The organism is Metabacillus flavus, from assembly GCF_018283675.1.
GTDB classification, from domain to species: domain Bacteria; phylum Bacillota; class Bacilli; order Bacillales; family Bacillaceae; genus Metabacillus_B; species Metabacillus_B flavus.
Genome location: NZ_JAGVRK010000001.1, coordinates 2,002,753 through 2,028,895, shown reverse-complemented (window position 1 = coordinate 2,028,895; position 26,143 = coordinate 2,002,753). Strand labels below are relative to the sequence as shown.

At 43.9% G+C, this 26,143-nt stretch carries 24 protein-coding genes; 18 read left to right on the top strand and 6 right to left on the bottom strand.

The window, feature by feature from the left end:
- Window positions 1-7: 7 nt before the first annotated feature.
- From J9317_RS10375 to J9317_RS10355, 5 genes are all read left to right on the top strand, one after another.
- Window positions 8-1,375, top strand: a complete 1,368-nt coding sequence (locus J9317_RS10375) for a PTS transporter subunit EIIC (RefSeq protein ID WP_211558353.1) — start codon at window positions 8-10, stop codon at window positions 1,373-1,375.
- Complete coding sequence (locus J9317_RS10370; RefSeq protein WP_211558352.1) at window positions 1,372-2,388, top strand: MupG family TIM beta-alpha barrel fold protein; 1,017 nt, start codon at window positions 1,372-1,374, stop codon at window positions 2,386-2,388. The genes J9317_RS10375 and J9317_RS10370 overlap by 4 nt, the downstream gene beginning before the upstream one ends.
- Window positions 2,389-2,413: 25 nt before the next feature.
- Entirely contained in the window at window positions 2,414-3,775 is a 1,362-nt protein-coding gene (pbp4b, locus tag J9317_RS10365) for a penicillin binding protein PBP4B (RefSeq protein WP_249292120.1), read from the top strand.
- A gap of 76 nt (window positions 3,776-3,851) precedes the next feature.
- On the top strand, window positions 3,852-5,804 hold the full coding sequence (locus J9317_RS10360; RefSeq protein WP_211558351.1) for a glycoside hydrolase family 3 protein: 1,953 nt from the start codon (window positions 3,852-3,854) through the stop codon (window positions 5,802-5,804).
- Between the two features lie 22 nt (window positions 5,805-5,826).
- On the top strand, window positions 5,827-7,062 hold the full coding sequence (locus tag J9317_RS10355; protein WP_211558350.1) for an exo-beta-N-acetylmuramidase NamZ family protein: 1,236 nt from the start codon (window positions 5,827-5,829) through the stop codon (window positions 7,060-7,062).
- A gap of 49 nt (window positions 7,063-7,111) precedes the next feature.
- On the opposite strand, the gene J9317_RS10350 is transcribed toward J9317_RS10355, so the two are convergent.
- The gene (locus tag J9317_RS10350; protein ID WP_211558349.1) at window positions 7,112-7,555 is read right to left on the bottom strand and encodes a hypothetical protein; all 444 of its coding nucleotides are present in this window, start codon (window positions 7,553-7,555) and stop codon (window positions 7,112-7,114) included.
- Window positions 7,556-7,904: 349 nt separating this feature from the next.
- Between J9317_RS10350 and hutP the strand changes: the two genes are divergently transcribed.
- The 5 genes from hutP to hutG all read left to right on the top strand — a co-directional run bounded on the left by hutP (window position 7,905) and on the right by hutG (window position 13,819).
- Complete coding sequence (gene hutP / locus J9317_RS10345) at window positions 7,905-8,342, top strand: histidine utilization transcription antiterminator HutP (RefSeq protein ID WP_211558348.1); 438 nt, start codon at window positions 7,905-7,907, stop codon at window positions 8,340-8,342.
- 93 nt (window positions 8,343-8,435) lie between these two features.
- Window positions 8,436-9,974: a histidine ammonia-lyase gene (gene hutH / locus J9317_RS10340; protein WP_211558347.1), complete on the top strand. Its 1,539-nt coding sequence runs from the start codon at window positions 8,436-8,438 to the stop codon at window positions 9,972-9,974.
- The gene (hutU, locus tag J9317_RS10335) at window positions 9,956-11,623 is read left to right on the top strand and encodes a urocanate hydratase (protein WP_211558345.1); all 1,668 of its coding nucleotides are present in this window, start codon (window positions 9,956-9,958) and stop codon (window positions 11,621-11,623) included. The genes hutH and hutU overlap by 19 nt, the downstream gene beginning before the upstream one ends.
- A gap of 5 nt (window positions 11,624-11,628) precedes the next feature.
- Entirely contained in the window at window positions 11,629-12,924 is a 1,296-nt protein-coding gene (hutI, locus tag J9317_RS10330; RefSeq protein WP_211558343.1) for an imidazolonepropionase, read from the top strand.
- Entirely contained in the window at window positions 12,878-13,819 is a 942-nt protein-coding gene (gene hutG, locus J9317_RS10325; protein WP_211558341.1) for a formimidoylglutamase, read from the top strand. The genes hutI and hutG overlap by 47 nt, the downstream gene beginning before the upstream one ends.
- Window positions 13,820-13,909: 90 nt before the next feature.
- Here hutG and J9317_RS10320 read toward each other — a convergent pair whose 3' ends face one another.
- On the bottom strand, window positions 13,910-15,250 hold the full coding sequence (locus J9317_RS10320; RefSeq protein WP_211562278.1) for an APC family permease: 1,341 nt from the start codon (window positions 15,248-15,250) through the stop codon (window positions 13,910-13,912).
- Window positions 15,251-15,495: 245 nt separating this feature from the next.
- On the opposite strand from J9317_RS10320, the gene J9317_RS10315 reads away from it, so the two are divergent.
- Complete coding sequence (locus J9317_RS10315) at window positions 15,496-16,791, top strand: globin-coupled sensor protein (protein ID WP_211558339.1); 1,296 nt, start codon at window positions 15,496-15,498, stop codon at window positions 16,789-16,791.
- A 213-nt stretch (window positions 16,792-17,004) separates the two neighbouring features.
- On the opposite strand, the gene J9317_RS10310 is transcribed toward J9317_RS10315, so the two are convergent.
- Genes J9317_RS10310 through J9317_RS10300 form a run of 3 tightly spaced genes read right to left on the bottom strand, consistent with a single transcriptional unit; the run spans window position 17,005 to window position 20,680 of the window.
- Window positions 17,005-18,075: a Ger(x)C family spore germination protein gene (locus J9317_RS10310; RefSeq protein WP_211558338.1), complete on the bottom strand. Its 1,071-nt coding sequence runs from the start codon at window positions 18,073-18,075 to the stop codon at window positions 17,005-17,007.
- Window positions 18,072-19,157 carry a GerAB/ArcD/ProY family transporter gene (locus tag J9317_RS10305; RefSeq protein WP_211562270.1) on the bottom strand — a complete coding sequence of 362 codons (1,086 nt, stop codon included), beginning with the start codon at window positions 19,155-19,157 and terminating at the stop codon, window positions 18,072-18,074. Before J9317_RS10305 ends, J9317_RS10310 begins: the two co-directional genes overlap by 4 nt.
- 26 nt (window positions 19,158-19,183) lie before the next feature.
- Window positions 19,184-20,680 carry a spore germination protein gene (locus J9317_RS10300; protein WP_211558337.1) on the bottom strand — a complete coding sequence of 499 codons (1,497 nt, stop codon included), beginning with the start codon at window positions 20,678-20,680 and terminating at the stop codon, window positions 19,184-19,186.
- Between the two features lie 182 nt (window positions 20,681-20,862).
- Between J9317_RS10300 and J9317_RS10295 the strand changes: the two genes are divergently transcribed.
- The 7 genes from J9317_RS10295 to J9317_RS10265 all read left to right on the top strand — a co-directional run bounded on the left by J9317_RS10295 (window position 20,863) and on the right by J9317_RS10265 (window position 25,126).
- The gene (locus J9317_RS10295) at window positions 20,863-21,123 is read left to right on the top strand and encodes a metal-sensitive transcriptional regulator (RefSeq protein WP_211558336.1); all 261 of its coding nucleotides are present in this window, start codon (window positions 20,863-20,865) and stop codon (window positions 21,121-21,123) included.
- Between the two features lie 216 nt (window positions 21,124-21,339).
- Window positions 21,340-21,819 (top strand): DsrE/DsrF/DrsH-like family protein, encoded by a 480-nt coding sequence (locus J9317_RS10290; RefSeq protein WP_211558335.1) that lies wholly within the window; start codon window positions 21,340-21,342, stop codon window positions 21,817-21,819.
- 21 nt (window positions 21,820-21,840) lie between these two features.
- Entirely contained in the window at window positions 21,841-22,407 is a 567-nt protein-coding gene (locus J9317_RS10285) for a sulfurtransferase TusA family protein (RefSeq protein ID WP_211558334.1), read from the top strand.
- A 43-nt stretch (window positions 22,408-22,450) separates the two neighbouring features.
- Entirely contained in the window at window positions 22,451-23,578 is a 1,128-nt protein-coding gene (locus J9317_RS10280; RefSeq protein WP_211558333.1) for an MBL fold metallo-hydrolase, read from the top strand.
- Between the two features lie 28 nt (window positions 23,579-23,606).
- Window positions 23,607-23,834, top strand: coding sequence for a sulfurtransferase TusA family protein (locus J9317_RS10275; protein ID WP_035411514.1), 228 nt, complete (start codon window positions 23,607-23,609; stop codon window positions 23,832-23,834).
- 50 nt (window positions 23,835-23,884) lie between these two features.
- A complete protein-coding gene (locus J9317_RS10270; RefSeq protein ID WP_211558332.1) occupies window positions 23,885-24,655 on the top strand; it encodes a sulfite exporter TauE/SafE family protein in 771 nt (256 codons plus the stop codon).
- Between the two features lie 45 nt (window positions 24,656-24,700).
- A complete protein-coding gene (locus J9317_RS10265) occupies window positions 24,701-25,126 on the top strand; it encodes an OsmC family protein (RefSeq protein WP_211558330.1) in 426 nt (141 codons plus the stop codon).
- 269 nt (window positions 25,127-25,395) lie between these two features.
- Here J9317_RS10265 and J9317_RS10260 read toward each other — a convergent pair whose 3' ends face one another.
- Complete coding sequence (locus J9317_RS10260) at window positions 25,396-26,013, bottom strand: acetate uptake transporter (protein WP_211558329.1); 618 nt, start codon at window positions 26,011-26,013, stop codon at window positions 25,396-25,398.
- Window positions 26,014-26,143 lie beyond the last annotated feature (130 nt).

Below are 26,143 nucleotides of genomic sequence, written 5' to 3'. Positions count from 1 at the left end.
GTTTCTGATGGGTAAAATGGATAAATCCAGTGCACTGGCAGCAGAAATACTGGAGAAATTGGGAGGCAAGGATAACGTTATCTCCTATGCTCACTGCATGACAAGGCTTAGAGTAAAGGTACAGGATGATTCATTGGTAGACAGAGATGGAATAAAGAGAATTGATGGTGTGTTCGGCCTGGTAGAAGAGGATACGTTTCAAATTATTGTCGGTCCTGGCACCGTAAATCAAGTTTCAGAGCAATTTGGCAAACTGACAGGTGAACCTGAGGAGCTGGATTTAAAGAAAGCAGCTGCATCGAATAAAGCTGAGATTAATAAAAAGAACGCAACTCCTTTCAAACAGTTTCTCAGAAAAATATCCAATATTTTTATTCCGCTGATTCCTGCACTTGTGGCTTCGGGACTCATAACTGGTATTTCAAAAGCCATTATTCAAGCAGGCTGGCTGGATGAAAAATCGCAAACGGCACTTATATTAACAGCAATTGGAAGCGGTTTATTTGCTTACCTTGGCATTCTTGTCGGGCACAACGCAGCCAAGGAGTTTGGCGGATCTCCGGCACTCGGTGCTCTCGCAGGTATTTTGATTATTAATCCTGCAATAGCGGGCATTTCTCTCTTTGGAGAAAATCTTCTCCCTGGCCGCGGAGGTCTCGTTGGGGTCTTATTTGCCGCTATATTTATAGCGATCGTAGAGCAAAGAGTCCGCAAATTTGTTCCGAAGTCACTCGATATTATCATCACCCCGACCATTGCATTGCTCGTAACCGGATTGGTTACGTACATTGTGTTCATGCCTGTAGGAGGCTGGATTTCTGAAGGCATCACAAAAGGATTGCTCACTGTGTTAGATGTAGGAGGTCCTGGAGCAGGATTCGTTCTTGGCGCTACATTCCTGCCGCTCGTCGTTACCGGTCTTCATCAAGGATTGACTCCCGTTCATTTGGAATTGATTAGTTCAATTGGCGATGATCCGCTGCTTCCGATTCTGGCAATGGGTGGAGCTGGCCAAGTAGGTGCTGCATTTGCTATTTTTGCTAAAACAAAGAAAAAACGTTTGAAACGGGCGATTGGCGGAGGTCTTCCTGCAGGGATGCTTGGAATCGGCGAACCCTTAATTTTCGGTGTAACCCTTCCACTAGGCAGGCCATTCCTTACCGCATGTTTAGGAGCAGGAGTAGGCGGAGCATTTCAGGCGTACTTTAATGTAGCGACAACAAGCATTGGCGTTTCAGGGCTTCCGCTCGCCTTCCTGATTCCACTTAATGAAATCGTGCTTTACTTGATTGGGCTGTTGATTTCTTATGCTGCCGGCTTCCTTATCACATATTTCTTTGGCTTTAAGGATGAAATGGCAAGTGAATTCGCATGATTGGTATATCCTTCTATCTGCACGATGAATGTGCAGAAAAACGAATTAGGGAAGCAGGGAGACTGGGGGTAAAGCAGGCCTTTACCTCCCTCCACATCCCGGAGGACAAGGGAGATCTCGCAGGAAAAGCGAAACAGCTCCTTCGGGCAGCCAAGGAAGCAGGAGTTCAGGTTTTTGCAGATGTCTCTGCAGGAACTCCTGCAAAGCTTGGTGCAGCCTCGATATATGAGTTAAAAGAACTTGGGGTAAACGGGCTCCGTCTCGATGATGGATTTGAATTAGAAGAAATGGCGGAGTTCAGCCGTGAGTTTTCGATTGCCATTAATGCAAGCATTCTTTTTGAAAGGGAGCTTCGGGATCTGCTTTCCATTGGGGTTAAGCAAGAGGCACTTATCGCATGGCACAATTTTTATCCTCGGAGAGAGACTGGGCTGGATGATTCTTTTTACAAAAAGCAAAACCGCCTTTTCAGACAATATGGAATCTCAACAGCTGCCTTCATACCTGGCAGAGGTGAAAAGCGGGGACCATTATTTGAGGGCTTGCCGACATTGGAAAAACACCGTGCGATAAATCCACTGCATGCAGCAATTGAGCTGGATCAAATGGACACAGATCATATTTATATCGGAGATGCCGATTTTGGGGGAGAACTTCTGGAGGATCTCTTGCTTTACTCAAAGGAAGACACGATAAAAATCAGAATCTCATCAACCCCCAGCTTGAATGAAAGGTATCAGGTAAGACCGGATCTTTCAAGGGATGTCATTCGATTGCTTAATACAAGAACAAACCGCTCCATACCTCCATTGCCGGCCAAGCCAAGAAGCAAAGGGGTCATTACGATGGATAACGATTTATATGGCAGATATAGGGGCGAAATTCAACTTGTTAAAGAGGATTTGCCGGGGGATGAACGTGTCAACGTGATTGGCAGAATTTCAGCTTCAGATCAGCCATTGCTTGAGCTCATTCAGCCCGGACAGACTCTGCTGCTAATAAAAGACTCATAGAATAAGTGACAAGGGGATGGGGAAATTGAAACGAAAAACAATAGGTTCCTTGCTGACGATTGCGATGATTGCACCGGCCGCTGTTCCTGCACAGGCGCTGAACACACCTGCACAAACCATACAGGCGCAGGAGCATCAAAAAGCCTCTACGCTTAAACAAGTAAAGAGACCGGAAGAAGCCGGTTTTTCCACATTCGGACTAAAGAGGGTGGACAAGCTGATTCAGGACGAAATCAACCAGGGTTTCCCGGGAGCCGCTCTCATTGTGATTAAGGATGGAAAAATTGTAAAAAATGAAGCCTATGGATATAAAAAAAAATATGACGGCCAGACACTTCTGGAGCGTCCTGAAAAAGTGAAACGGGATACCTTGTTTGATCTGGCTTCCAATACAAAAATGTATGCGGCCAATTTCGCCCTTCAGCAACTTGTATCAGAAGGGAAAATAAATCTTGAGGATAAAATTCAAACGTATATTCCGGAATTCCGCGATCAGGAAACTGATGTGATTAAAGGGAAGGACACTCTAAGGATTATCGATGTCCTTCATCACACAGCCGGCTTTCCGCCCGACCCGCAATACCACAACCCAAAAGTGTCCAAAAATCTTTTCTCCCAGGATCGGGACCTGACCATCAGTATGATCTCGAGGACGCCGCTAACGTACCAGCCTGGAACAAAAAACATATATAGTGATGTCGACTATATGCTGCTCGGCACCATAATTGAAAAAGTAACCGGAAAACAGCTTGATGAATATGTGGAAAAACACTTATACAAACCTCTTGGACTGAAAAACACCGTTTTCAATCCTCTTCAAAAGGGATTCAAACCGAAGGATGCTGCAGCTACAGAGCTTATGGGGAATACGCGTGATGGTGTAATTGATTTTCCGAATATTCGTAAATATACCCTCCAGGGGGAAGTGCATGATGAGAAAGCCTTCTATTCAATGGGAGGGGTATCAGGACATGCGGGGCTGTTTTCCAATACCAGAGATATGGCTGTCCTGCTCCAAACCATGCTGAATGGCGGAAGCTATGGCAATCAGCAGCTATTCAGCAAAAAAACGGCCAAAGCGTTTGTGCAGCCATCGTCCATGAATCCTACATACGGATTAGGATGGCGATTGAATGGTAATGAAAGCATGGAGTGGATGTTCGGGCCCTATGCGAGCGACAAAGCGTTTGGCCATACGGGGTGGACAGGCACTGTGACCATCCTGGATCCAAAATACAACCTGGGAATTGTTCTCCTTACAAATAAAAAACATTCGCCGTTAGTGAATCCAGCTAAAGATTCAAATACTTTCCAGGGCGATCTGTTTCAGACCGGAAAATATGGAAGTGTCGTTACAGCTGTTTATGAAGCCATGCTGAAAAAATAACAGATTGCCCAACATCGTTAGTAAGCGCTTACCTATAGCGTTCTATGTAAATACTAAACCCAATAAGGAGGACTTTATGAAGAAAACCCGTTTCATTACGTATAGTTTGGTCTCCGTTCTTGTTTTAACTACATTTGCAGGAATTAAATCCGATGCTAAAGCAAAACAGGAACTTAGAAGCACGCCAGCAGCTGCGGAACAAATAACAGATGGAATGTCTCTTGAAGAAAAAGTCGGCCAAATGCTGATGCCGGATTTCCGCAACTGGCAGAAGCAAGGGGAAAGCAAATTGACCGGCTTAACAGAAATGAATGATGAAGTCGGAAGCATCATTGAGAAGTACCATCTTGGCGGGGTCATTTTGTTTGCCGAAAATGTAGTAGATACAGAACAGACGGTTAGACTTGCAAATGGTCTTCAGAAAGCGAGCAAGAACATCCCGCTTTTTGTCACGATTGATCAGGAAGGCGGCATTGTAACAAGACTGCAATCAGGAACCAACTTGCCGGGAAACATGGCACTTGGTGCAGGTAGAAGCTTGAAAAATGCCTATAACACAGGAGCGATTGTCGGGAAAGAGCTTCATTCCCTGGGCATCAACGTCAATTTTGCTCCATCTCTAGATGTAAATAACAATCCCGGCAATCCAGTTATCGGGGTCCGCTCCTTTGGCAGCAGCCCGGAGCTGGTTGCTTCCCTTGGTCTTCAGACAATCAAAGGCCTGCAGGATCAAAACATGGCTACGACGGCAAAGCACTTCCCGGGACATGGGGATACAGCGGTTGATTCCCATTACGGTCTTCCGATGGTCACACATGATAAAGAACGATTAAAAAATGTAGAATTGTATCCTTTTCAAAAAGCGATTGATGCAAACGTCGATATGATTATGACTGCACATGTTCAATTCCCTGCGATTGACGATACCACATATAAAAGCAAAAAGGACGGTCAGCAGATTATGGTTCCTGCGACACTCTCACGCAAAGTGCTGACAGATCTGCTAAGAGATGAGATGGGCTTTAAGGGAGTCGTTGTAACCGACGCACTGAACATGAAAGCCATTGCTGAAAACTTTGGCCAAAAAGAAGCGGTGATTCTCGCCATTAAATCCGGTGTGGATATTGCCCTGATGCCTGCACCGGTTACGTCCAAAGCAACAGAAAAAAATTTGACCGAAGTATATAACGGGGTCATAGATGCAGTAAAATCCGGAGAAATTCCAATGAGTGAGATCGATAATTCCGTTGAACGGATTCTCGATTTGAAAATGAAGCGCGGCATATATAAGCCTGAAGGATCAATCCAAGAAGATGCACTGGAAGCAAAGATTGCCTATGCCAAAAAAATTGTCGGCAGCATGAAGCATTACCATTTAGAAAAGAAAATGGCATTAGACGCGGTGACGCTTCTGAAAAATGAGGATAAAACCCTGCCGTTTAAACCAAAAAAGAACGAAAAAGTTCTGATCCTTGCACCATTCGAAGATCAGGCGGAAGCAATGAGAAGGTCCATTAAGGAGCTCTACTCCAAACAAAGAATAAGCAAAGTCCAAGTGGAAAGCCTGATTTTTTCCGGAAAAGTATTTGATCAAAAAACCGCTGAGAAAATTGATGAAGCTGATTATGTCATTACCGGTTCCTATGTCGTGAAAAATGATCCGGCCGTTAATGATGGGGTTATTGATGATCCGGTGACAGATTCAAGCAAATGGGCAACCGTTTTTCCGAGAGCAGTTATGAACTACTCTCAGAAAAACAGCAAGAAATTTGTCCTGATGAGCCTGCGCAATCCTTATGATGCCGCTAATTTTGAAGAAGCGAAAGCGGTCTTGGCTGTCTACGGATTTAAAGGATATACAAACGGCCGGTTCCGGCAGCCGAACATTCCAGCGGGAATTGAAACGATCTTCGGATTATCTGAGCCTAAAGGAAAACTGCCGGTCGACATTCCTTCCGTAACTCATCCAAATGAAATTCTTTATCCATTTGGATACGGTTTAAAATTCAATGGAAAACCACTAAAATAAGCAGACGGGAGAGGGCTCGCTTATGAAAAAAATAATATTCGCCCTGATTGCCGGGGTACTTGCAATCGGTATGGCTACATCGGTGGATGCTTCCCTTTTCGGGCATAAAAAAGATAAGAAAGTGCTCACTGGCGCCGAGATGCTGCTGAAGGAACAAAAAAGCCTGATTAAAGGAAAGCGCGTAGGTCTGATAACAAATCCTACCGGAGTTGACCGGAATCTTACAAGCGTTGTCGATCTGCTTGCACAGGATAAAGACATTAAACTGACCGCTCTTTTTGGTCCTGAGCATGGGGTACGTGGAGATGCACAGGCTGGGCAGTATGTTGAGTATTACATCGATGAAAAAACAGGAGTGCCGGTATACAGCCTTTATGGGCAAACGAAAAAGCCAACACCCGAGATGCTCAAAAACGTGGATGTGCTGGTTTTTGATATTCAGGATGTCGGCTCCCGCTACTACACGTACATTTACTCGATGGCTTACGCAATGGAAGCGGCGAAAGAAAACAACATTCCGATTATCGTTTTGGACCGGCCGAACCCGCTTGGCGGAATTCAAACGGATGGACCTGTTCTTGAACCAGCCTTCTCTTCATTTGTAGGCAAATACCCGATTCCACTAAAGCACGGGATGACGGTTGGAGAACTGGCAAAGCTCTTTGACAGTGAATTTAAGATCGGTGCTGACCTGAAAGTAGTGAAAATGAAGGGCTGGAAGAGAAGTATGGACTTTGATGATACCCGTCTTCCATTCGTCATGCCGTCACCGAACATGCCGACACTTGAAACCGCCATCGTTTATCCGGCAACAGGCATGATTGAAGGAACCAATCTTTCAGAAGGCAGGGGGACTACAAAACCGTTTGAACTTATTGGTGCACCGTTTATTAATAGCGATAAACTCGCTGGAAAACTGAACAGCTTGGAGCTGCCGGGCGTATCGTTTAGAGCAGCATCTTTCACTCCAACGTTTTCAAAGCACACCGGCAAGCTTTCACATGGGGTACAGCTCTACGTGACCGACCGGAAGAAGTTTAAAGCAGTCAAAACTGGCTTATCCATTGTGAAAACCGTAAAAGACATGTATCCGAATGATTTTCAGTTTTTAGCAGCCGATAATTTTAATCTTTTGCTTGGAAACAGCTGGGTGAAGGATATGCTGGTAAAGGGAGCATCCGTTGAAGAGATCGAGAAGAAGTATGAAGAGGAAAGAACAAAATTTTTGGATATTCGGGAGAAATATTTGCTGTATTGATCGGAGAAGGCTCCTGCTGGAGCCTTCTCTTCAATTCTGAAAATATATTTTATGCGTAAAAAATAGACAGTGCACTTACAATAACAGTAATGAGTGAAATGAACTGCAGAACATTATGCTGGGCATCCGGTACGATATGATCCTTCACGCGAGGCAATATTTTTATTGTCCTTATAAAGTGAGTCTCATAAAGTGATTTCGGAAATTGCTTTAAATGTCTTCCTGTTAAATAAGGCATCCACCAAGTTAAAAGCTGCATAATCAAAAAGATGAACCAAAATATAACAGATATCGTCATGAGCCATTTAATATGGGAAATAAATAAACCCATACTGATTAAGATGACCAATCCATTTGAAGCAGCTTCAAGTGTTTTCTCCCGGTTCGTGTATTTAGCCAGATCATTCCAGGGGTACAGGTTGAGCAATGTCGTTGCTTCAAAGTAAAAAAATAATAAAATCTGCAATAAAATTGAAAATGCAAAAAGTGACATAATTGGTTTACCTCCCAGTAAACAATATCGATGCTGTTTTTTCCTGAATGATTGAATATAAGTCCCGATCGAACACAGGTCTATACACCTTGAAATAAGGATTTTTATTCCATATATCCCAACATTTTATGTATATTTTACCATATAATAGTTATTAAATTTAACAAATTTTGCTTTTAAAAACTAAACTCCCTCTTTTTTAATCCTTTTCCAAGAGCTTTCTTTCTTTAATAAACATATTGGTAACAAACTGAAATTTTCCAATAGTAATTGACACAGCGAAGAATAAACCCATAGAATAACATTAGATATTAGTGAATAGAGAAAATTCAGACAAAAGAGGCTGCTTATGACATTGAAAGCACACATTGGTAAATACGCGGTTCTTCTTGCTTCATTGACAGATGAAGAGTTGGATTTGATCAAGCCGTCTTTTGATAAAATCCTTTATTGTCAGGGCAAAGTAGGGTCAATGAATATGCAAAAGGTCATTGCGGCAGTTGAAACCGCAGCAAAAAGGAATGAGCTGATTCTGGAAAACTGCTACAGGGAAACCCACGCACTTTATCATGCTGTTTTAGAGGGGATTGAAGGGGTTACCCGCGGTCAGCCCTCTATTGGCGAGATGAGCCGGACGGTAGGCTTGAGGTTTGCCATTGTAAGGGGCAGGCCATATGCAGAGGAATCAGAAGGAGAATGGATTGCCGTCGCATTTTATGGAACAATCGGCGCCCCGATTAAAGGGCTCGAGCATGAAACGGTTGGTCTGGGAATTAATCATATATGAAGAAACATTGCCTATAGTTCATAAGTCATGAGGAGGCGATGATGGTGTTTTTATGCCATTGTCGTCTCTTTTTTGAGTTTAGGAGGGGTCAAAATGGTTGTTTTAACGGGTGAGACGCTCTCACTTGAAGAGGTAAGGAAAATTTGTCTGGATGGGGAACGAATCGTTCTCAAGCCAGAAAGCATGCGTAAAGTAGAACAAAGCAGGGAAGCGGTATTGAAAATCGTCCGGGATAAAAAGACAGTATATGGAATCAATACGGGTTTCGGCAAATTCAGCGATGTCGTGATTGGTGAGAAAGATGTAAATGAGCTGCAGCTGAACTTGATTCGCTCCCATGCATGCGGGGTAGGAGATCCTTTTCCTGAGCCTGTATCAAGAGCGATGGTCCTTTTGCGCCTCAACGCATTACTAAAAGGCTTTTCAGGAATCCGTCCTATTTTGGCAGAGCTGCTTGCTGAACTGCTTAATCAACACATTCATCCAGTCATTCCGCAGCAGGGATCTTTAGGGGCGTCAGGTGACCTTGCACCGCTCTCCCATCTAGCCCTTGTCCTAATCGGCGAAGGCAAAGTGTTTTATTCAGGAAAAGTGTGTAAAGCTTCTGAAGCATTTCATCATGCAGGCCTTTCACCGCTTATCCTGGAAGCGAAAGAAGGTCTCGCATTAATCAATGGAACCCAGGCGATGACCGCAATGGGGGTGATCAGCTATTTAGAGGCAGAACAACTTGCCTTGCAAAGCGAAATAATCGCATCGCTTACGATGGAGGGTCTGGAAGGGATTATGGATGCCTTTCACCCTGCCATCCATGAAGCGAGAGGATTTCCGCAGCAATCAGCGGTTGCGGAACGGATGCGAATAATGCTTACAGGAAGCAAGTTAGTGACAAGGCAAGGAGAAAAACGGGTTCAGGATGCCTATTCTCTTAGATGTATCCCCCAAGTGCACGGGGCTTCCTGGCAGGCTCTTGATTATGTGAAAGAAAAGCTTGAGATCGAAATAAACGCAGCGACCGATAATCCGCTGATTTTTGACGGAGGCCTCACGGTAATTTCAGGAGGGAATTTTCACGGACAGCCCATTGCCCTTGCCATGGATTTTATGAAAATTGCCATGGCGGAGTTTGCAAGCATTTCAGAACGGAGAATCGAACGGCTCGTGAATCCTCAGCTCAATGATCTGCCGCCCTTTTTAAGCGCTCAGCCCGGTCTTCAGTCCGGTGCGATGATCATGCAGTATTGCGCTGCCTCGTTTGTATCGGAAAACAAAACACTTGCCCATCCCGCAAGTGTGGATTCAATCCCGTCTTCAGCGAATCAGGAGGATCACGTAAGCATGGGAACGATTGCCGCCCGCCACTGCTTCAGCATCATTCAAAATGTGCGCCGGGTGCTGGCAATTGAGTGCATTTGCGCCCTTCAAGCCGTTCAGTTCCGCGGCATCAATAAGATGGCTCCTGCAACCCGGGCTTATTATGATGAAGCAAGGGAGATTGTGCCTTCCATCACCAAGGACCGGGTGTTTTCGGAAGACATAGAGAACATGGCGGAATGGCTAAAAAAAAATAAAGCCGGATGGACAGCTTTAGACGAAGGAAGGGAGTTTGAGAAATGGAAACAAAACGCGTAATCCGTGCCAAAAAAGGGCTTGAATTGGAATGCAAGGGGTGGGAGCAGGAAGCAGCTTTGAGAATGCTCTATAACAATCTCGACCCGGATGTGGCGGAGAAACCGGAGGATCTCGTCGTATACGGGGGAATTGGAAAAGCGGCTCGAAACTGGGAAGCATTTGACGCAATCGTGCACACGCTCAGAAGACTGGACAACGATGAAACGATGCTCGTCCAATCCGGTAAACCTGTGGCCGTCTTTAAAACGCATGCCGCAGCGCCAAGGGTTTTGCTGTCAAACTCCGTCATCGTTCCAAAATGGGCAAATTGGGACCACTTCCACGAGCTCGACCGAAAAGGACTGATGATGTACGGTCAAATGACCGCAGGAAGCTGGATCTATATTGGAACTCAAGGAATTCTGCAAGGAACGTATGAAACCTTCGCTGAAGTCGCCCGGCAGCATTTTGGGGGCTCACTCAAAGGGACGCTCACCTTAACAGCGGGACTTGGCGGAATGGGCGGAGCCCAGCCTCTGGCAGTAACGATGAACGGCGGTGTCTGTTTGGCGGTTGAGGCCGATCCGGACCGAATTGAAAAGAGACTTCAAACAAGCTATTGCGATAAAATGGCATCCAGTCTGGATGAGGCCGTTAAATGGGCCATGGAAGCTAAAAAGAAAGGAGAGCCATTATCCATTGGGGTTGTGGGAAATGCAGCAAGCCTTCACCACGAGCTTTTAAAGCGAAACATCCATATTGATATTGTCACAGACCAAACCTCTGCACATGATCCGATCAATGGCTACATCCCGGAGAATCTCACTCTGGAAGCAGCAGCTGAATTAAGAAAGACCCATCCGAAGGAATATGAAAAACAAGCTTCGAAGTCGATGGCTAAGCAGGTTGAAGCGATGCTTGAATTCCAGCAGAGAGGAGCCGTAGTATTCGACTATGGAAATAATATCCGGCAAATTGCAAAGGATGAAGGAGTCAGCAATGCCTTTGATTTTCCAGGCTTCGTTCCTGCCTATATCCGTCCCTTGTTTTGTGAAGGAAAAGGTCCATTCCGCTGGGCTGCTCTTTCTGGTGATCCTGAGGATATTTACCGGACGGATGCCCTCATAAAAGAATTGTTCCCGGAAAACAAACCGCTTCTCCGCTGGATTGATATGGCACAGGAAAAGGTGGCATTTCAGGGGATTCCTTCGCGAATTTGCTGGCTTGGCTATGGAGAGCGGATGAAAATGGGGCTTGCCATCAATGATCTTGTCCGGAGCAGGGAATTAAAGGCACCAATCGTAATTGGCCGTGATCATTTGGATTGTGGATCCGTTGCTTCGCCGAATCGGGAGACGGAAGCGATGAAGGATGGCAGCGATGCAGTGGGAGACTGGGCGATTTTAAATGCTCTGATCAATGTTGCGGCAGGCGGTTCGTGGATTTCGGTCCATCACGGAGGCGGTGTCGGAATGGGCTATTCTCTGCATGCGGGCATGGTTGCCGTGGCAGATGGCACCGGGCTTGCGGAAGAAAGACTTCGGCGGGTTCTTACTACAGATCCTGGTATGGGCATTATCCGCCATGCTGATGCAGGATATGACAAAGCCGTTGAGGCTGCAAAGGAAAAAGGGCTGGATATTCCGATGATCCATCCTGTAAAGGGGTGAACACGATGACACATGACCTGATTCTTTTTAACATTGGACAATTGCTTCTGCCTGAAACTAACGGAAAGCCATTGAAAGGAGAGGACATGAACAGGCTTCGTGTTTTAAACAATGCAGCTATTGCCGTAAAAGATGGTCTTGTATCCTGGATCGGCTCTACTGAAGAAGCTGAGAGATTGCTCGCTAATGAAAAACGGAATGTAAAAGGGAAAGTAGTTTCACCAGGTCTTGTGGATCCGCATACCCATCTCGTATTTGCCGGAAGCAGGGAAAATGAGCTCGCAATGAAGCAAGCGGGCGTTTCCTACTTGGAAATCCTTGCGAAGGGGGGAGGAATCCTCTCCACAGTCCACGCTACAAAAAACGCATCCGCGAAAGAATTATTTGATAAAGCCGCTTTTCATTTTGAACGAATGATTTCATTTGGCGTTACAGCCATTGAAGCAAAAAGCGGCTACGGTTTGGATCATGAAACCGAGTTGAAACAGCTTAGGGTTATCGAACAGCTGCACAAAAACTACCCGATTCGTCTTGTACCTACATTTCTGGGGCCTCACGCCGTTCCTGCTGAATATAAAGGAAAGGAGGACTTGTTTCTTGAGAAGATGATTCAGCTCCTGGATGTCATAAAAGAAGAGAAGCTCGCTCAATTTGCAGATATCTTCTGTGAAACGGGAGTGTTCACGATTGACCAGTCGAGACAATATATGATGAAAGCGAAGGAAAAAGGATTTGGTTTGAAAATTCATGCCGACGAAATCGACACATTAGGCGGGACGGAGCTTGCGGTATCATTAGGTTCAGCCAGTGCCGACCACCTTGTTGCCGCCTCAGATGAAGGCATCGCTTGCTTGGCTGAAAGTGATACGGTAGCTGTGCTGCTTCCCGGAACCACCTTTTACTTAGGGAAGGATCATTACGCCCGAGCCCGAAAAATGATGGATGAAGGGGCAGCTGTAGCCCTTGCGACTGATTTTAATCCAGGAAGCTGCGTAACGGAAAATCTTCAAATGATCATGTCGCTTGCTGCCTTGAAGCTGAAGATGACAGCAGAGGAAATTTGGAATGCGGTGACCGTTAACGCCGCTCACGCTATTGGCCTCGGTGGTAAAGCGGGGATAATGGCAGTCGGAAAACAAGCTGATTTCGTCATCTGGGATGTGCCAAATTATCAATATATCCCTTATCATTTCGGAGTGAACCATGCAGAAAGTGTATATACCGAAGGAAAGAAAAGATGGGAGAAGGTACGCCATGGATCCATTCAGCTTTCTACAGCCAGGGAAGGCCGCAATCTTTAAAGATCGGTTTGTAACAAAAGTAAATGAAACCGTGATTCCTTATGAGGAGGGAATCACAGGAGATACAGGACTGATCGGACTGCCGTTTTCCAAGTTTTCCATTTCCTTGTCTCAGGCGTCTGAGGCTCCTCAAGCAATCCGGTCCTGCATGAGCCTTTATTCTACTTTCTCAGCGGAACGAAACAAGGATTACCGCAATCACAAAATACTGGATTTTGGAGATGTAATGACACACCCAACCAGTCTGCCCGAAAGCTTAAAAAGACTCTATATAAGTGTGAAGGAAATGATTGAAACGAATTCATGCTCCCGATACATTCTGCTCGGCGGCGATCATGGAATCAGCTATCCATCAATCCGGGCTTTTAGTGAAAACTTCGGAACAATTGGAATCATACAATTCGATGCCCATCATGACGTGCGGAACCTTGAGGATGGGGGGAGGACGAATGGTACACCCTTCAGAAGCCTGATTGAAGAGGGAGTAGTTGAAGGGGAAAATCTGGTTCAAATCGGCATCCGGGATTTTTCCAATGCTGAAGCTTACTCTGATTATGCACAGGAAAAACGCCTCTCAATCTATACAATGGGGGATATTGAAAGAAGCGGAATCATCCCCATTGTAGAGAAAGAAGGAGACAGGCTAGCGGAAAAAGTGGACGTTATCTATCTGTCTCTTGATATGGATGCAGTGGATCAGGCTTTTGCTCCCGGCTGTCCAGCTATTGGTCCGGGAGGATTAACGAGCAGGGAGCTTCTTTCAGCTGTTTCTGCAGCAGCAAAGCATGAGAAAGTACGGGCAATGGATATCGTAGAGATTGATCCTTCAAAAGACTTTAGGGATATGACAAGCCGGCTTGCAGTGCATGCAATGATGCGGTTTATGTATCAATGAAGAGGAAATATGATATCTTGATATCCCGCTCATACAAAAGAGGCTCAGATAGGGCGCATAAACCAGCCTATCTGAGCCTTTGTTTTTTGATCATACATTGATATGCTTGCTGCGCATTCCATAATAAACGGGAAGACCCAGAGCTGTTATCGCTAATCCGCATAGTGCGAGCACAGGCTGAGTTAACAGGGTATTAATGACGATGAATAATCCTCCAAGGATCGCAATGACCGGTAAAACAGGATACAGCGGCACTTTGTAAGGACGGACAAGTTTCGGCTCCCGCTTACGCAGAATCATGACAGCCGCAAACGTCATCGTGTAGAAAATCCAAATGACAAAAATGAGCATGTCTGTCAGCGTGTTGAATCCGCCAATAAACATCATGATGATCGCAATCAAGAGGATAAAAAGTCCTGAGTTATATGGAATCCTGCTTTTAGAAGATAGTTTTGCAAACCACTTGCTGAATGGCAGTTTGTTTTCCATAGCCATCGCATATGGTACACGGATTCCTGTCATTACATATCCGTTGATGGAACCAAACACGGAAATAAGAATTCCGATACTGACGAGTTTTCCGCCCATAGAACCGAATATGAGCTGTGCAGCGTCTGATGCAGGCGTATCCGTTCCTGCAAGGGATGCTGCAGACATCACCATTAAAAAGGCAACATTGATCAGCAAATAAATGGCCATAACCGCGGATAAACCTAAAATAATCGCTTTCGGTAAATCCTTTTTCGGGTTCCTCATTTCCCCCGCGATATTTCCAACAAGAATCCATCCATCATAAGCGAACATGGTAGCAAGCAAACCTGCCCCAAGCGCGGTTAGAAAAGAAGATTGCTCCGGTCCTGGTTCAACAGGAAACAATTGAAAGGGCACACTTCCTTCATGAAGCAGACCAAAAATAATGATAAGAGCTAATGGAATCAATTTGCAGATGGTGGCCACGGTTTGAATCCCGCCGGCAGCCTTTGCTCCAAGAAAGTTGAGCAGGGTTAAAAAAATGGCGGTTGCGGCTGCGATCCCGACGATCAGCATTTTATGATCATTCGCAGCTAAACCAAACAAGCTGACGGTTTGTGTTCCAAAAATGATAGCCAATGCCGCAATATTAGCGGGAAAATAAATGACAGTTTGAGCCCATCCAAGCAGAAAGGCTGTTAAATTTCCGTATGTACGCTTTAAATAGGCCATCATTCCGCCTGTTTCAGGAATGGCTGCAGACAATTCCGCTGCTGTCAATCCGGCACAAATTGTCAGTACGCCTCCTATAAACCAGGCGAGTAATCCTAAGCTTGCCGAGCCGGTTGAACTATAAACCGCGGTCGGCTTAAAAAATACGCCAGCTCCAATAACGGTGCCGATGACCGTTGTTAAAGCGGCTAGAAAACCAATTTCTTTCTTTAACTGCTGCTGCAAAATAACCACTCCTAGTTCAATCTCTAATGGATTATTTTGTGAATAAAATCACAAAAGTATTCAAAAAAATAAAAAAATTCCACTTTAATCATTTCACTATAATAAAGCAATGCGTGTCAAATTCTAGCACAACTAAGATTTTGAAACAACGAAAACTTAAAAAACTAAAAAATTGTAAAAAAAGCTCTATTTATACATAATTGTTTGGTATAATTCACCAGAATATACTCAAAAGCAGGAGGAGCAGCATGATTTTTAAAAAACAGAGGCAAAAGATTGAAATAACAGAACCAATAAGAAAAGAAAAAGAATTAATAAAAATCAATCCAAACAATGAAATCATAAAGCAAATTCAAATGATTGAACTTAAGGAAGAAGATTTAAATCTGATTAAAAGCCTGCGGCCGGCAGTAGAAGATCATATTAACGAAATTGTTGACAGATTCTATAAAACTCTCGGGCACCAGGAATCATTGCTTTCGATCATAGAGAATCACAGCTCAATTGAACGATTAAAAAAAACGCTTAAACGGCATATCATTGAAATATTTGAAGGAGAGATTGATGAAACTTATATTGAGAAAAGAGTGCGCATTGCTCATGTTCATGTAAGAATTGGTTTAGAATCAAAATGGTATATGTGTGCGTTTCAGGATCTTTTTTTATCTTTAATCGGCATCATCGAGCAGACGGTTGCAGAGAATGACGACAAAGTGAAGACAATCAAGTCTGTATCAAAAATAGTAAATCTTGAGCAGCAATTAGTCCTTGAAGCATATGATGCTGAGACTGCAAGATTGAAACAGGAAGCGGAAGAAGAGAAGAAAAAAATAAGAGAAAATGTTTCTAGCGCTTCTCAAAATTTAGCGGCTATTTCAGAAGAAACCAATGCTGCATTTCAACAGCTTGAATCTCAATCCCAAGAGATTGTATCCCTAGCCAATAACGCTTCGGAGTTATCTTTGCTTACTGAAGAGAGAGCGGGTTTTGGAAAGGAGCAGCTGAACAAGCAGAATGACAATATGATAAAAATACAAAGTTCAGTAGCAGACATTTCTAAGGATACAGCCGTACTTCTAGACATTTCAAAAAGGATGCAGGAAATTGTGGCAATTGTTAAAGGAATTGCTGACCAGACTAATTTGCTTTCGTTGAATGCCGCAATTGAAGCTGCGAGAGCCGGAGAGCAGGGGAAGGGCTTTGCTGTCGTTGCAGGAGAAGTCCGAAAGCTTTCAGAACAAACCAAGAAGTCAGTGGATAATGTATCTGCATTAATTATGAACACAAACTCACAAACTGAAAAGCTTACAAAATCTTTAGAAAAAATAACAGAAGCAGTACAAACAGGCAACAGCAGCATGACAGAAACCAAAAACCACTTTGAACAAATTTTAACCGCAATGGCTGAAACTAAACAGCAAAATGATAAAATCGAAATCGAATTAACCACATTCAATGAAGTAGTACAGGATCTGGGAAAAGCCTTTCATGAGGTGGCTTCATCAGCTGACAGCCTTACTGGCATTACTCAGGAAATGGATTAATGCTGGTTTCCTCAATGATGGAGGAACGCAAATTATATCTGCTGAAAAACCAAGTCAAATGAAGACTTGGTTTTTTCAGCTTTAGAAAGGAACACGGTTTGCTCTTACCAATGTAGATGCCAAGGTGCAATCTAATAATTGAGATATAAGCCGCGTGAATGAAATGTCCCTGCCGACTATCGAAAAACGCATTGGATTTATACAAAACTTGGGCTATTCCATGATTCCCGCATGAATAATGGCAACCTCTACATTTACGCGGATTGGCATTTTCGCATACTGGTCTCCCCATTTTTTATTTGAAAATGTACGATTTTGCATAGCCTTCCGTTTGAATCCGATCGGATCGACTTGATTCTCCTGAAAGGATTGGATCAGTTTTTCCATATGCTGCTCAATTTGCTTACGTGTTGTTTTTTCTATTCCGCTGATGATGTTCTTGCTTGTCATCCTAAATCCACCGCCTTCGGAGATCCTTCCTTTAATCTTCAGGGTGAGCTCAGTCTTATAAGATCCATTGCGCTTTTCCACTGTAATCTTCGGTTTTGAGGACAGGTTTTCAATGGACAGTTTTTTATTCTTAAAATCAATTTCAAGGATGCCTTTTTTAATCGTATCTTCAGCCATTTTTAGATAATAAGCTTCCTCGGTATTAATTTGCTGGACAAGCCTGTCATCTTTAAAAATCCCGATTCCGATAATTTTCAAGCGGTCATCTATTTTTTGGAGGATAGGCATGTAGGCATTCAGCCCTTTGCCGTAGTACCTGTACAAGAACGCGTGGAGATTTATTCTGGGCATGTCCTGTTCCATGTTTTGCTGGATCAAATCAAAAATATAATTGGAAGTAGGCACACTGGTGCTGTATTTTGTACTGATTATTTTTTGGGAACTATCCTGTGCCAGGGCTAAAAAAATGTCCCTCCCAATCTCCGGATCACGCTGCAGGTTATCGAGAAGGTCGGAAATGCCCTTTTCTGCCAGCTTCTGATTGAATAGAACAACTCCGACGCGCCCGATTACAATCGGCTTTGTGGATTCGTTCTGAAGCTTTTGCCTGATTTGCTTACTTGTGTACCCAACTGCGGAAAACACTTCGTCTGTCGGAAGGGACTGCTGGCCCGGCGGTATCGAGGTGGATCCTCCTGTGCCCAGAATTTTATCCTCGCTGACATAATCATAGCCGATTGTCTGAACAAGCTGGAGCTCTTCAAGTATTTGCTGCTCTGGAGTACATCCAGTCATAAGGCTAAGAGAAAGAAAGAGCAAGAAGCATCTCCTCATTTTGAAACCCTCCATTTATTAACGGCCAGCTGGCAGATGTAGATAAGAGGAATATAGACATAAGCGAGATAGAAGCCAATGGTATTGGCCATGAAATTGAGCTGGTCAATTTGGGTGCGCTCCGTGATCAGTACCGCACCAATTAAAACGGCAGCCGCCACTCCCTTTAAAGATACTCTTTGAGTGAGGGGAGTAAACCGGTTGATGGCCCGGCTGGCCGCCCAGAGCCCCAGCGCAATATTAGGCAGAACGATAAAAAGCCATGCCGCTATTCCGATGTATTCAAATCGTTCGATAATAATCAAATCAACAATTTTCCATAACGTCAGGGTGGCCCAAATTGTGGTGCGGAGCTGATCCTGATCAAAGTACACGAACGAGGTCAAAATAGTCAGCAAATAAATACCGATGGAAGCGAGTACTCCGTAGTAGGCCCACTTCTCTGATTTCTTTCCATCCTTGATAAATGGAAAAAAGATCAGCAGCGTTTCATATCCAAGATAGTTCAAGGTCATCGTTTTCGTTGCCTCCATAATGTCAGAAAAAGAATGCGAGAAAATAGGAAGGAGATTTCCAACCTGAGCCTCTCTTAACGGGAAATACTTCACAAAAAGAAGAGGAATCCCATAAATGACACTTAAAAAACAAATCCCTGTGACTACCCTGAATCCCCCGGATACAAAGGAATAGGCGAGCAGCAGGATTAATGCAATGAAAACCCAATGGTACGTCTCAGGAAACATCCATACCTGAATGACCTCAACGTATGTTCGAAGATTTAAGAGAACCAATAGCGAAGCATAGCTGACCAATGCCACATTCAAGACATTTCCTATGTATTTACCGAATATTTGATGATGGACAGAAATAATATCATGTCCATCCTTAATTAGAATTCTATAGCAGAACCAAACAACCGCCATAATCGATAATCCTGAGAGAATAACAGAAATCCATGCGTCATACCCTGCAGATTTGGCCACATACCGTTCAAATCCTAAAACCGCTACACCAATTTGCTGGGAGTGGATAAGGTAAAATACAAAAAAGGGGGAGACTTTTTTGCTGTCTGGCGGCAACATGGTTTTCAAAGAGGACTCCTCCTTATTTAAGATTCTTCAATATCCGGTTTTCGCTGCTTGGATGGGCGGTGAAACCGCACCGGATCCTGGGAGCGCATCTGCACCGGTCTGGTATTTTGAACGCTGAAAGGGAGTCTGAACAGGGAATCCTTCAGATCTCTCCATCTTAAAGGGTATACCGGGGCAATATAAGGTCTCCCAAACGAGGTAAGACTAAGAATATGACAGATAAAAAAGCCGAAGCAAAGGAAAACTCCAAAGATCCCCCAAAGCTGCCCGCCGATAATAAACGGAAAGCGGATGAGCCGGATCGTATTTCCCATCTGGTAAATGGGAGTTGTAAAGGATGCCAGGGCAGCAAGAGAGACGATGATAAGCAGAACGTTGCTTGTCAAACCTGCTTCAACGGCAGCTGTCCCTATGACAATACCGCCTACGATACCGATTGTCTGTCCGATTTTTTGAGGAAGTCTTGCTCCAGCTTCCCGCAGCAGTTCAATCGTTAGCTCAAGGATAATAGCCTCGATGATCGGCGGGAATGGAATTCCGCTCCTGGAAGCGATAAGAGGATCCAGGAGATTGGAAGGAATCATTTCATAATGATAGGTCAGGACAGCTACATAAAGGGAAGTAGAAACAACTGAAAAGAAAACCGCAAACAAGCGGATCATCCGAAATACAGATGCAATAGGCCATGGGAGAAAATAATCTTCGAATGCTGAAAAAAACTGAATGAGTGTAGTTGGACAAATCAAAGCATGAGGTGATCCATCAACAATGATGGCGATCTTCCCCTCTGCCAATTCGCTTGTTACCCGATCCGGTCGTTCCGAATCAATCATCTGCGGGAAGGGAGAAGTGCTATTGTCTGAGATCAGCTGCAAAATAAAGGAACTGTCAGCAATCTGGTCAAATTGAATTCCTCTTATGTTGTGCAAAACCTTCTCTACATTTTCCTTGTTAGCCACTTCGTTTAGATGAATGACAGCGATCCTGGTTTTTGAAATGGATCCTGCCTTCAGTTCCTGGATAATAAGATTTCTTGTAGGCATTCTTTTGCGTACCAGGTTAAGGTTAATATCCAATGACTCAACAAATGCTTCTTTCGGTCCAATAACACTGTATTCCACTTCCGGCTGTCCCACAGGCCGTTTTTCAATAGAAGGAGCGGCAATGAGAAGAGCCTCCTTCACGGCTGCGGCTGGAATAACAAGGATATGTCCGCGCATCAATAATTCTTCTATTTCAGAGGGATCAGAACTGATCACTGAATGGTCAATCGGAATAGCAGTCTGCAGTCCAATGAGACTAATGTTTTGACCTGCGTTTTTCAAATAAGGCATAATGCTTCGATGAAGCACATCTTTATTGATAATCGGCTTAAAATAATGGACACTGAATAAAGAACCCTCTGCCTTATCTGAAGCAAAATCGGAAGACATTTTGCAGCTCTCGATCAAGCTGGCAATCGTTTGAATTTGATTGGCAGAATGAGCTGAATCTTGATTTGGACGGGTTTCCATATAAAAATCTCCTTATTAACGCTGCTTATTATAGCTTGCATAAGATAGAGGGGAATTATGCAAATCATGTCATTTAGGCCATATGGGAGCTTCACTGCCATTCATTATTTGACACAATACCCAGGCCGGTATAAGATTAGCTATCATAATGACCTAATTAGTAAGAAAAGGAGGATCCAAAGATGGAGTACGATAAGAATGTTTTGAATCGTTTAAAGCGAATTGAAGGACAGATCAAAGGTGTGGTGGGGATGATGGAGCAGGGGAAGGACTGCAGAGAAATTGTCACTCAGCTGTCAGCCGCCCGAAATGCAATTGACCGCACTATGGGAGTAATCGTTAGTCAGAATTTAGAGGAATGTGTAAGGGAGAATATTGCCAAGGGAGAGAGCACGGATCATTTAGTTAAGCAAGCGGTTGAACTGCTGGTTAAAAGCCGGTAAGAAATTTAAGGATTGACAGACTGCTTTATATTCTGTAATGTAATACCCACAGGGGTACCCGCCCCTATATTTTTTATACCTTTATATACCCCTATAGGTATACGCGATTGATGATGGAACTGCTGTTTAATTATAAACAGCTTTAATCAAAATCAGCAAAAGAGGAATTGAAAAGTTTCATATACCCCTATAGGTAATTTAGAAGGAGGAATGGTTATGTCAGATAAAAAGAAAACCACCATTGTATTATTCAGCGGTGACTATGATAAGGCGATGGCCGCTTACATTATTGCAAATGGTGCAGCTGCTTATGATCATGAGGTAACGATCTTTCATACATTTTGGGGACTGAATGCCCTCAGGAAAGATGAACCTTACAACGTGAAAAAAGGATTCCTTGAAAAAATGTTCGCTAATATGATGCCCCGAGGTGCGGACAGGATGAGTATATCTAAAATGAATTTTGCAGGCATGGGGCCTAAAATGATCAAACACGTTATAAAAAAACATAATGCGATGACTCTTCCACAGCTGATCGGCTTGGCTCAGGAACAGGAAATCCACCTTGTTGCCTGCACGATGACAATGGATCTGCTTGGGCTTCAGCAGGGAGAACTGCTTGAAAACATTGAGTATGCCGGTGTAGCTGCTTACCTTGGGGAAGCGGAAAACGGAAATGTAAATCTATTTATCTAATTTTTTTAAGGGGGAATTTCCATGAATTCTATTAAATCAGATGTTTTATTGGATGCGAAAGGTCTTGCCTGCCCAATGCCGATTGTCAAAACGAAAAAGGCCATGTCAGAGCTTGAATCCGGTCAGGTGCTTGAGGTACAGGCAACAGATAAAGGGTCAAAAGCTGACTTAAAAGCATGGGCCGAGAGTTCAGGCCATCAATATATTGGTACGGTGGATGAAGGGAATGTATTAAAGCATTTTTTAAGGAAGTCCTCAGATGAGGATTCGGAAAATCGTTTCTCCAGAATTATCAATAACGAGGAACTGCTGCTTAAATTGAACACAGATTCCGATGCCTTTATCTTGGATGTTCGGGAAGAAGCAGAATTTGCTTTTAGCCATATACCCAACGCAGTATCTATACCCCTAGGGGAATTAAAGGAACGGTTAAGTGAGCTTGACCATAAAACAGCAATTTATGTAGTATGCAGGACCGGCAGCAGAAGTGATATGGCGGCGCAGCAGCTCGAATCGGCAGGGTTTCAAAACGTATATAATGTTGTCCCGGGGATGAGCAAGTGGGTCGGGGAGACAACAGGGCTTTAATCAAAAAAATTTGCTATTATTAATACGGTAGGGGGTATTGAAAATGTCATACAATCCTATGACAGCCAAAGAAGTTGCGAAGAAAGTAATCGATAAGGAATTCCTTTTTATTTTGGACGTTCGGAACCAAAACGATTTTAGTAATTGGAAAATTGAAGGTGAAAACTTCGAGTACCTAAATGTTCCTTACTTTGATCTTTTAGATGGCGTAGAGGGGATTCTGGAAAAGCTTCCTGAAAATAAAGATGTGCTTGTCGTTTGTGCAAAAGAAGGATCCTCTGTCATGGTAGCAGATATGCTTTCTGATGCAGGAAGAAATGTGTTTTATCTGGAAGGCGGCATGAAGGCTTGGAGCGAGCACTTGGAACCGGTAAAAGCCGGTGACTTGCATGGGGGAGGAGAAATTTATCAATTTGTACGCCTCGGCAAGGGGTGCCTCTCCTATATGATTCTGTCAAACGGTGAGGCGGCTGTTATTGACGCAACGAGGATGACAGATGTTTTTATTGAGTTTGCGAGACAGGCAGGTGCCGAAATCAAGCATGTATTTGATACCCATCTTCATGCAGATCACATTTCCGGCGGCAGAAAAATTGCTGAAAAAACGAATGCGGCATACTGGCTCCCTCCCAAGGATGCAGAGGAAGCTGCATTTTCATATCAGGCTCTTGAGGATGGAATGAAAATCAAAATTGGCAGTACGGAGATGAATATTGAGGCCTTGTACACACCTGGCCATACCATTGGTTCCACATCCTTTATTATTGACGGTATGTATCTATTATCGGGTGATATCCTCTTTATCGATTCAATCGGCAGACCGGACTTGGCAGGTCTTGCAGAGGATTGGGTTAGTGACTTAAGAGAGTCTCTATATACAAGGTATAGAAAGCTCTCTGAGGATCTGCTGGTTTTGCCAGCCCACTTTATGCAGATCAGTGAATTAAAGGAAGATGGATCTGTGGGCAAAAGGCTTGGACCGTTAATGGAAAAAAATCATGGAATGAACATCGGCGATGAGAAGGAGTTCAGAGAACTGGTTACAGAAAACCTTCCTCCTCAGCCGAACGCCTATCAGGAAATACGCGAAATGAACATGGGTAGAATCAGCCCGGATGAAGAAACGCAGCGGGAAATGGAAATCGGACCGAACCGCTGTGCCGTTAAATAATGGATAGAAAAAAAGGAGAGATGATTTCATGAATTCACATAAAGTGCTTGATGCAAAAGGGCTTGCTTGTCCAATGCCAATTGTGAAAACAAAAAAAGCGATGAATGATTTAGAGAAGGGTCAGATTTTAGAGGTTCATGCTACTGACAAAGGCGCAAAAGCGGATCTCGCTGCCTGGACTGCATCAGGCGGACATGAATTATTGGAAACAGCCGCTGAAGGAGAAGTTCTAAAATTTTGGATTCAAAAAGGATAAAGAAGAGAGGGACCTGAAAAGGTTCCTTATTCATTAGGGAGGAACCAAATATGGAATTTATCCTTATTATTTTTCTTATTGGAATTACGGGAGCTTTTATTTCCGGAATGCTCGGTATTGGGGGATCCATTATTAATTATCCAATGCTTCTCCTCATTCCTCCACTTTTTGGACTTCACGGCTTCACGGCACATGAGGTATCGGGCATCAGTGCCATACAGGTAATGGCTGCGTCCATTGCAGCGGTATGGTCCTATAAAAAAGGCAGCTATTTGCATAAGCCGCTGATTGCTTATATGGGAACAGGAATCCTTACCGGAAGCTTGATGGGGAGCTTTTTATCTATTTACATGTCAGAAAACGGAGTCAATATGATATATGCCCTCCTTGCTTTAATTGCTGCCTTAATGATGTTTATCCCTAAAAAAGAGGGGAATGATTTCAAAGTAAATGAAGTAGATTTCCATAAAGGGATCGCTGTTGTTTTATCGATACTTACAGGGATTGGCAGCGGGATTGTGGGTGCTGGCGGAGCCTTTCTTCTTTTGCCGATTATGCTGTCTGTGCTTAAAATACCGATTCGGGTTACGATTGCTTCCTCTTTGGCCGTAACGTTTATTTCTTCCGTCGGAACAACTGCAGGGAAAATGTTCACTGGACAAATTGATTACTTTCCGGCTTCCATACTGGTGATTGCAAGCTTGCTTGCCGCGCCGCTTGGAGCAAAAGCAGGCCAAAAGATTTCAGCTAAATATCTTCAAGCCGCCCTGGCCATCCTTATAACCGCTGCGGCCATTAAGATATGGTCCGGACTTTTTTAAAATATAGAAAGGGAGCCATACTATTGAAAAAAGGGAGCTGAATGTATGAAAACGACCATAACATGGGACGGGAACCTTGCTTTTGGGGGTCTATCGCCATCCGGACATGAGATCAAGATGGATGCAGGACAGGAAACAGGCGGAGTAAACAGCGGCCCGAGGCCAACAGAGCTGCTGCTTCACGCAGTAGCCGGCTGTACAGGAATTGATATCGTCCTGATTTTGAAAAAAATGCGTCTGGAGCCTGTTAATTTCCAAATGGATGTTGCAGGTACACGTGCTGAAGAGCATCCGAAAAGATTTACGGACCTTCACATCCATTACGCCTTTGAAGGAGAGCTTCCGGAAGAAAAAGTGGCTCATGCCATCCAGTTGTCTAAAGATAAATATTGTTCCGTTTCCCATTCTCTTAATGCAAATCTTTCTGCTAGCTACTCCATTAATGGGAAACAAGGAAGCGAAGAATTATAAGAACATTTGTTCTCGCATTGTAAAAAGGGCACTTTAATAAAAGGCTCTGTTAAACTTCGGCTGTTGATTTCCGTTGCAGGCGCTCGCTTTCCGCGGGGCGCGGCGGTGAGCCTCCTCGCCGCTTTGCGACTGCGGGGTCTCGTCCCGCTGCTCCCGCAGGAGTCTCGCGCCTTCCACTCCAATCAACAGGTGATAAAAATAAACATCAGGCTTTAACAGAGCCTAATAAAAAAACAGTCTCTCACTGGACCGGAGAGACTGTTTTTTTATTATTTTTTAAAAATACCAAACGGTTTTCCGACCGGCAGAAACTCTCTTCCAAAATGAGGGTTTAATACAGCAGCAGCGGATCCGTAAAAGGACACAAGTGCAATCAGCATTTCGGATACTGCAGCAAGCATATGTGTCGCTTCATGCATGACTCCAAAAGTGCTTAAGGATAAACCAATAAATAAGAAATCAATAAGAACAAAAATGGTAAATAGCACTTTGTGGGTTTCCATAGCCCCGACCGTCATGAACAAACTAAAAATCAAATACCCGATAAAAGCCATTCCAAGCTGCTTCGAATCGACCCCGGCAGCCAGTTCTTCCCCGAAAACACCAAGCTGCATAAGCCATGAACCAGCAACACCCAGCCAAAACAGGCCAAATGCTCCGAATGCCGTTGAACCGAAAGTGTTGTTGTGCTTTGCATCCTGAATGCAGGCAAACAACTGAGCAAATCCTCCAAGGAATATTGCCCAAGGGATAATATAGGAAAGTCCTTCCGTTAACCCGAGTTTTTGCGATGAAGCTACTAGTGTTACCATAGCGAGTCCAAAAAGACCAATTGCCGAAGGATCGGCCGTTGAAATTTTTACTTGCTGCACATTCTGATTGTTCAAGATGAACCTCCTAAATATTAATACATACTTGAACAAAATACAGGATTCAAAGAGGAGTGTCAATTTAATTTTGAAAGAATGAAAATAGTAATCGTTTACAATTTACTCCTTCTTGCGATTATGGAGATTC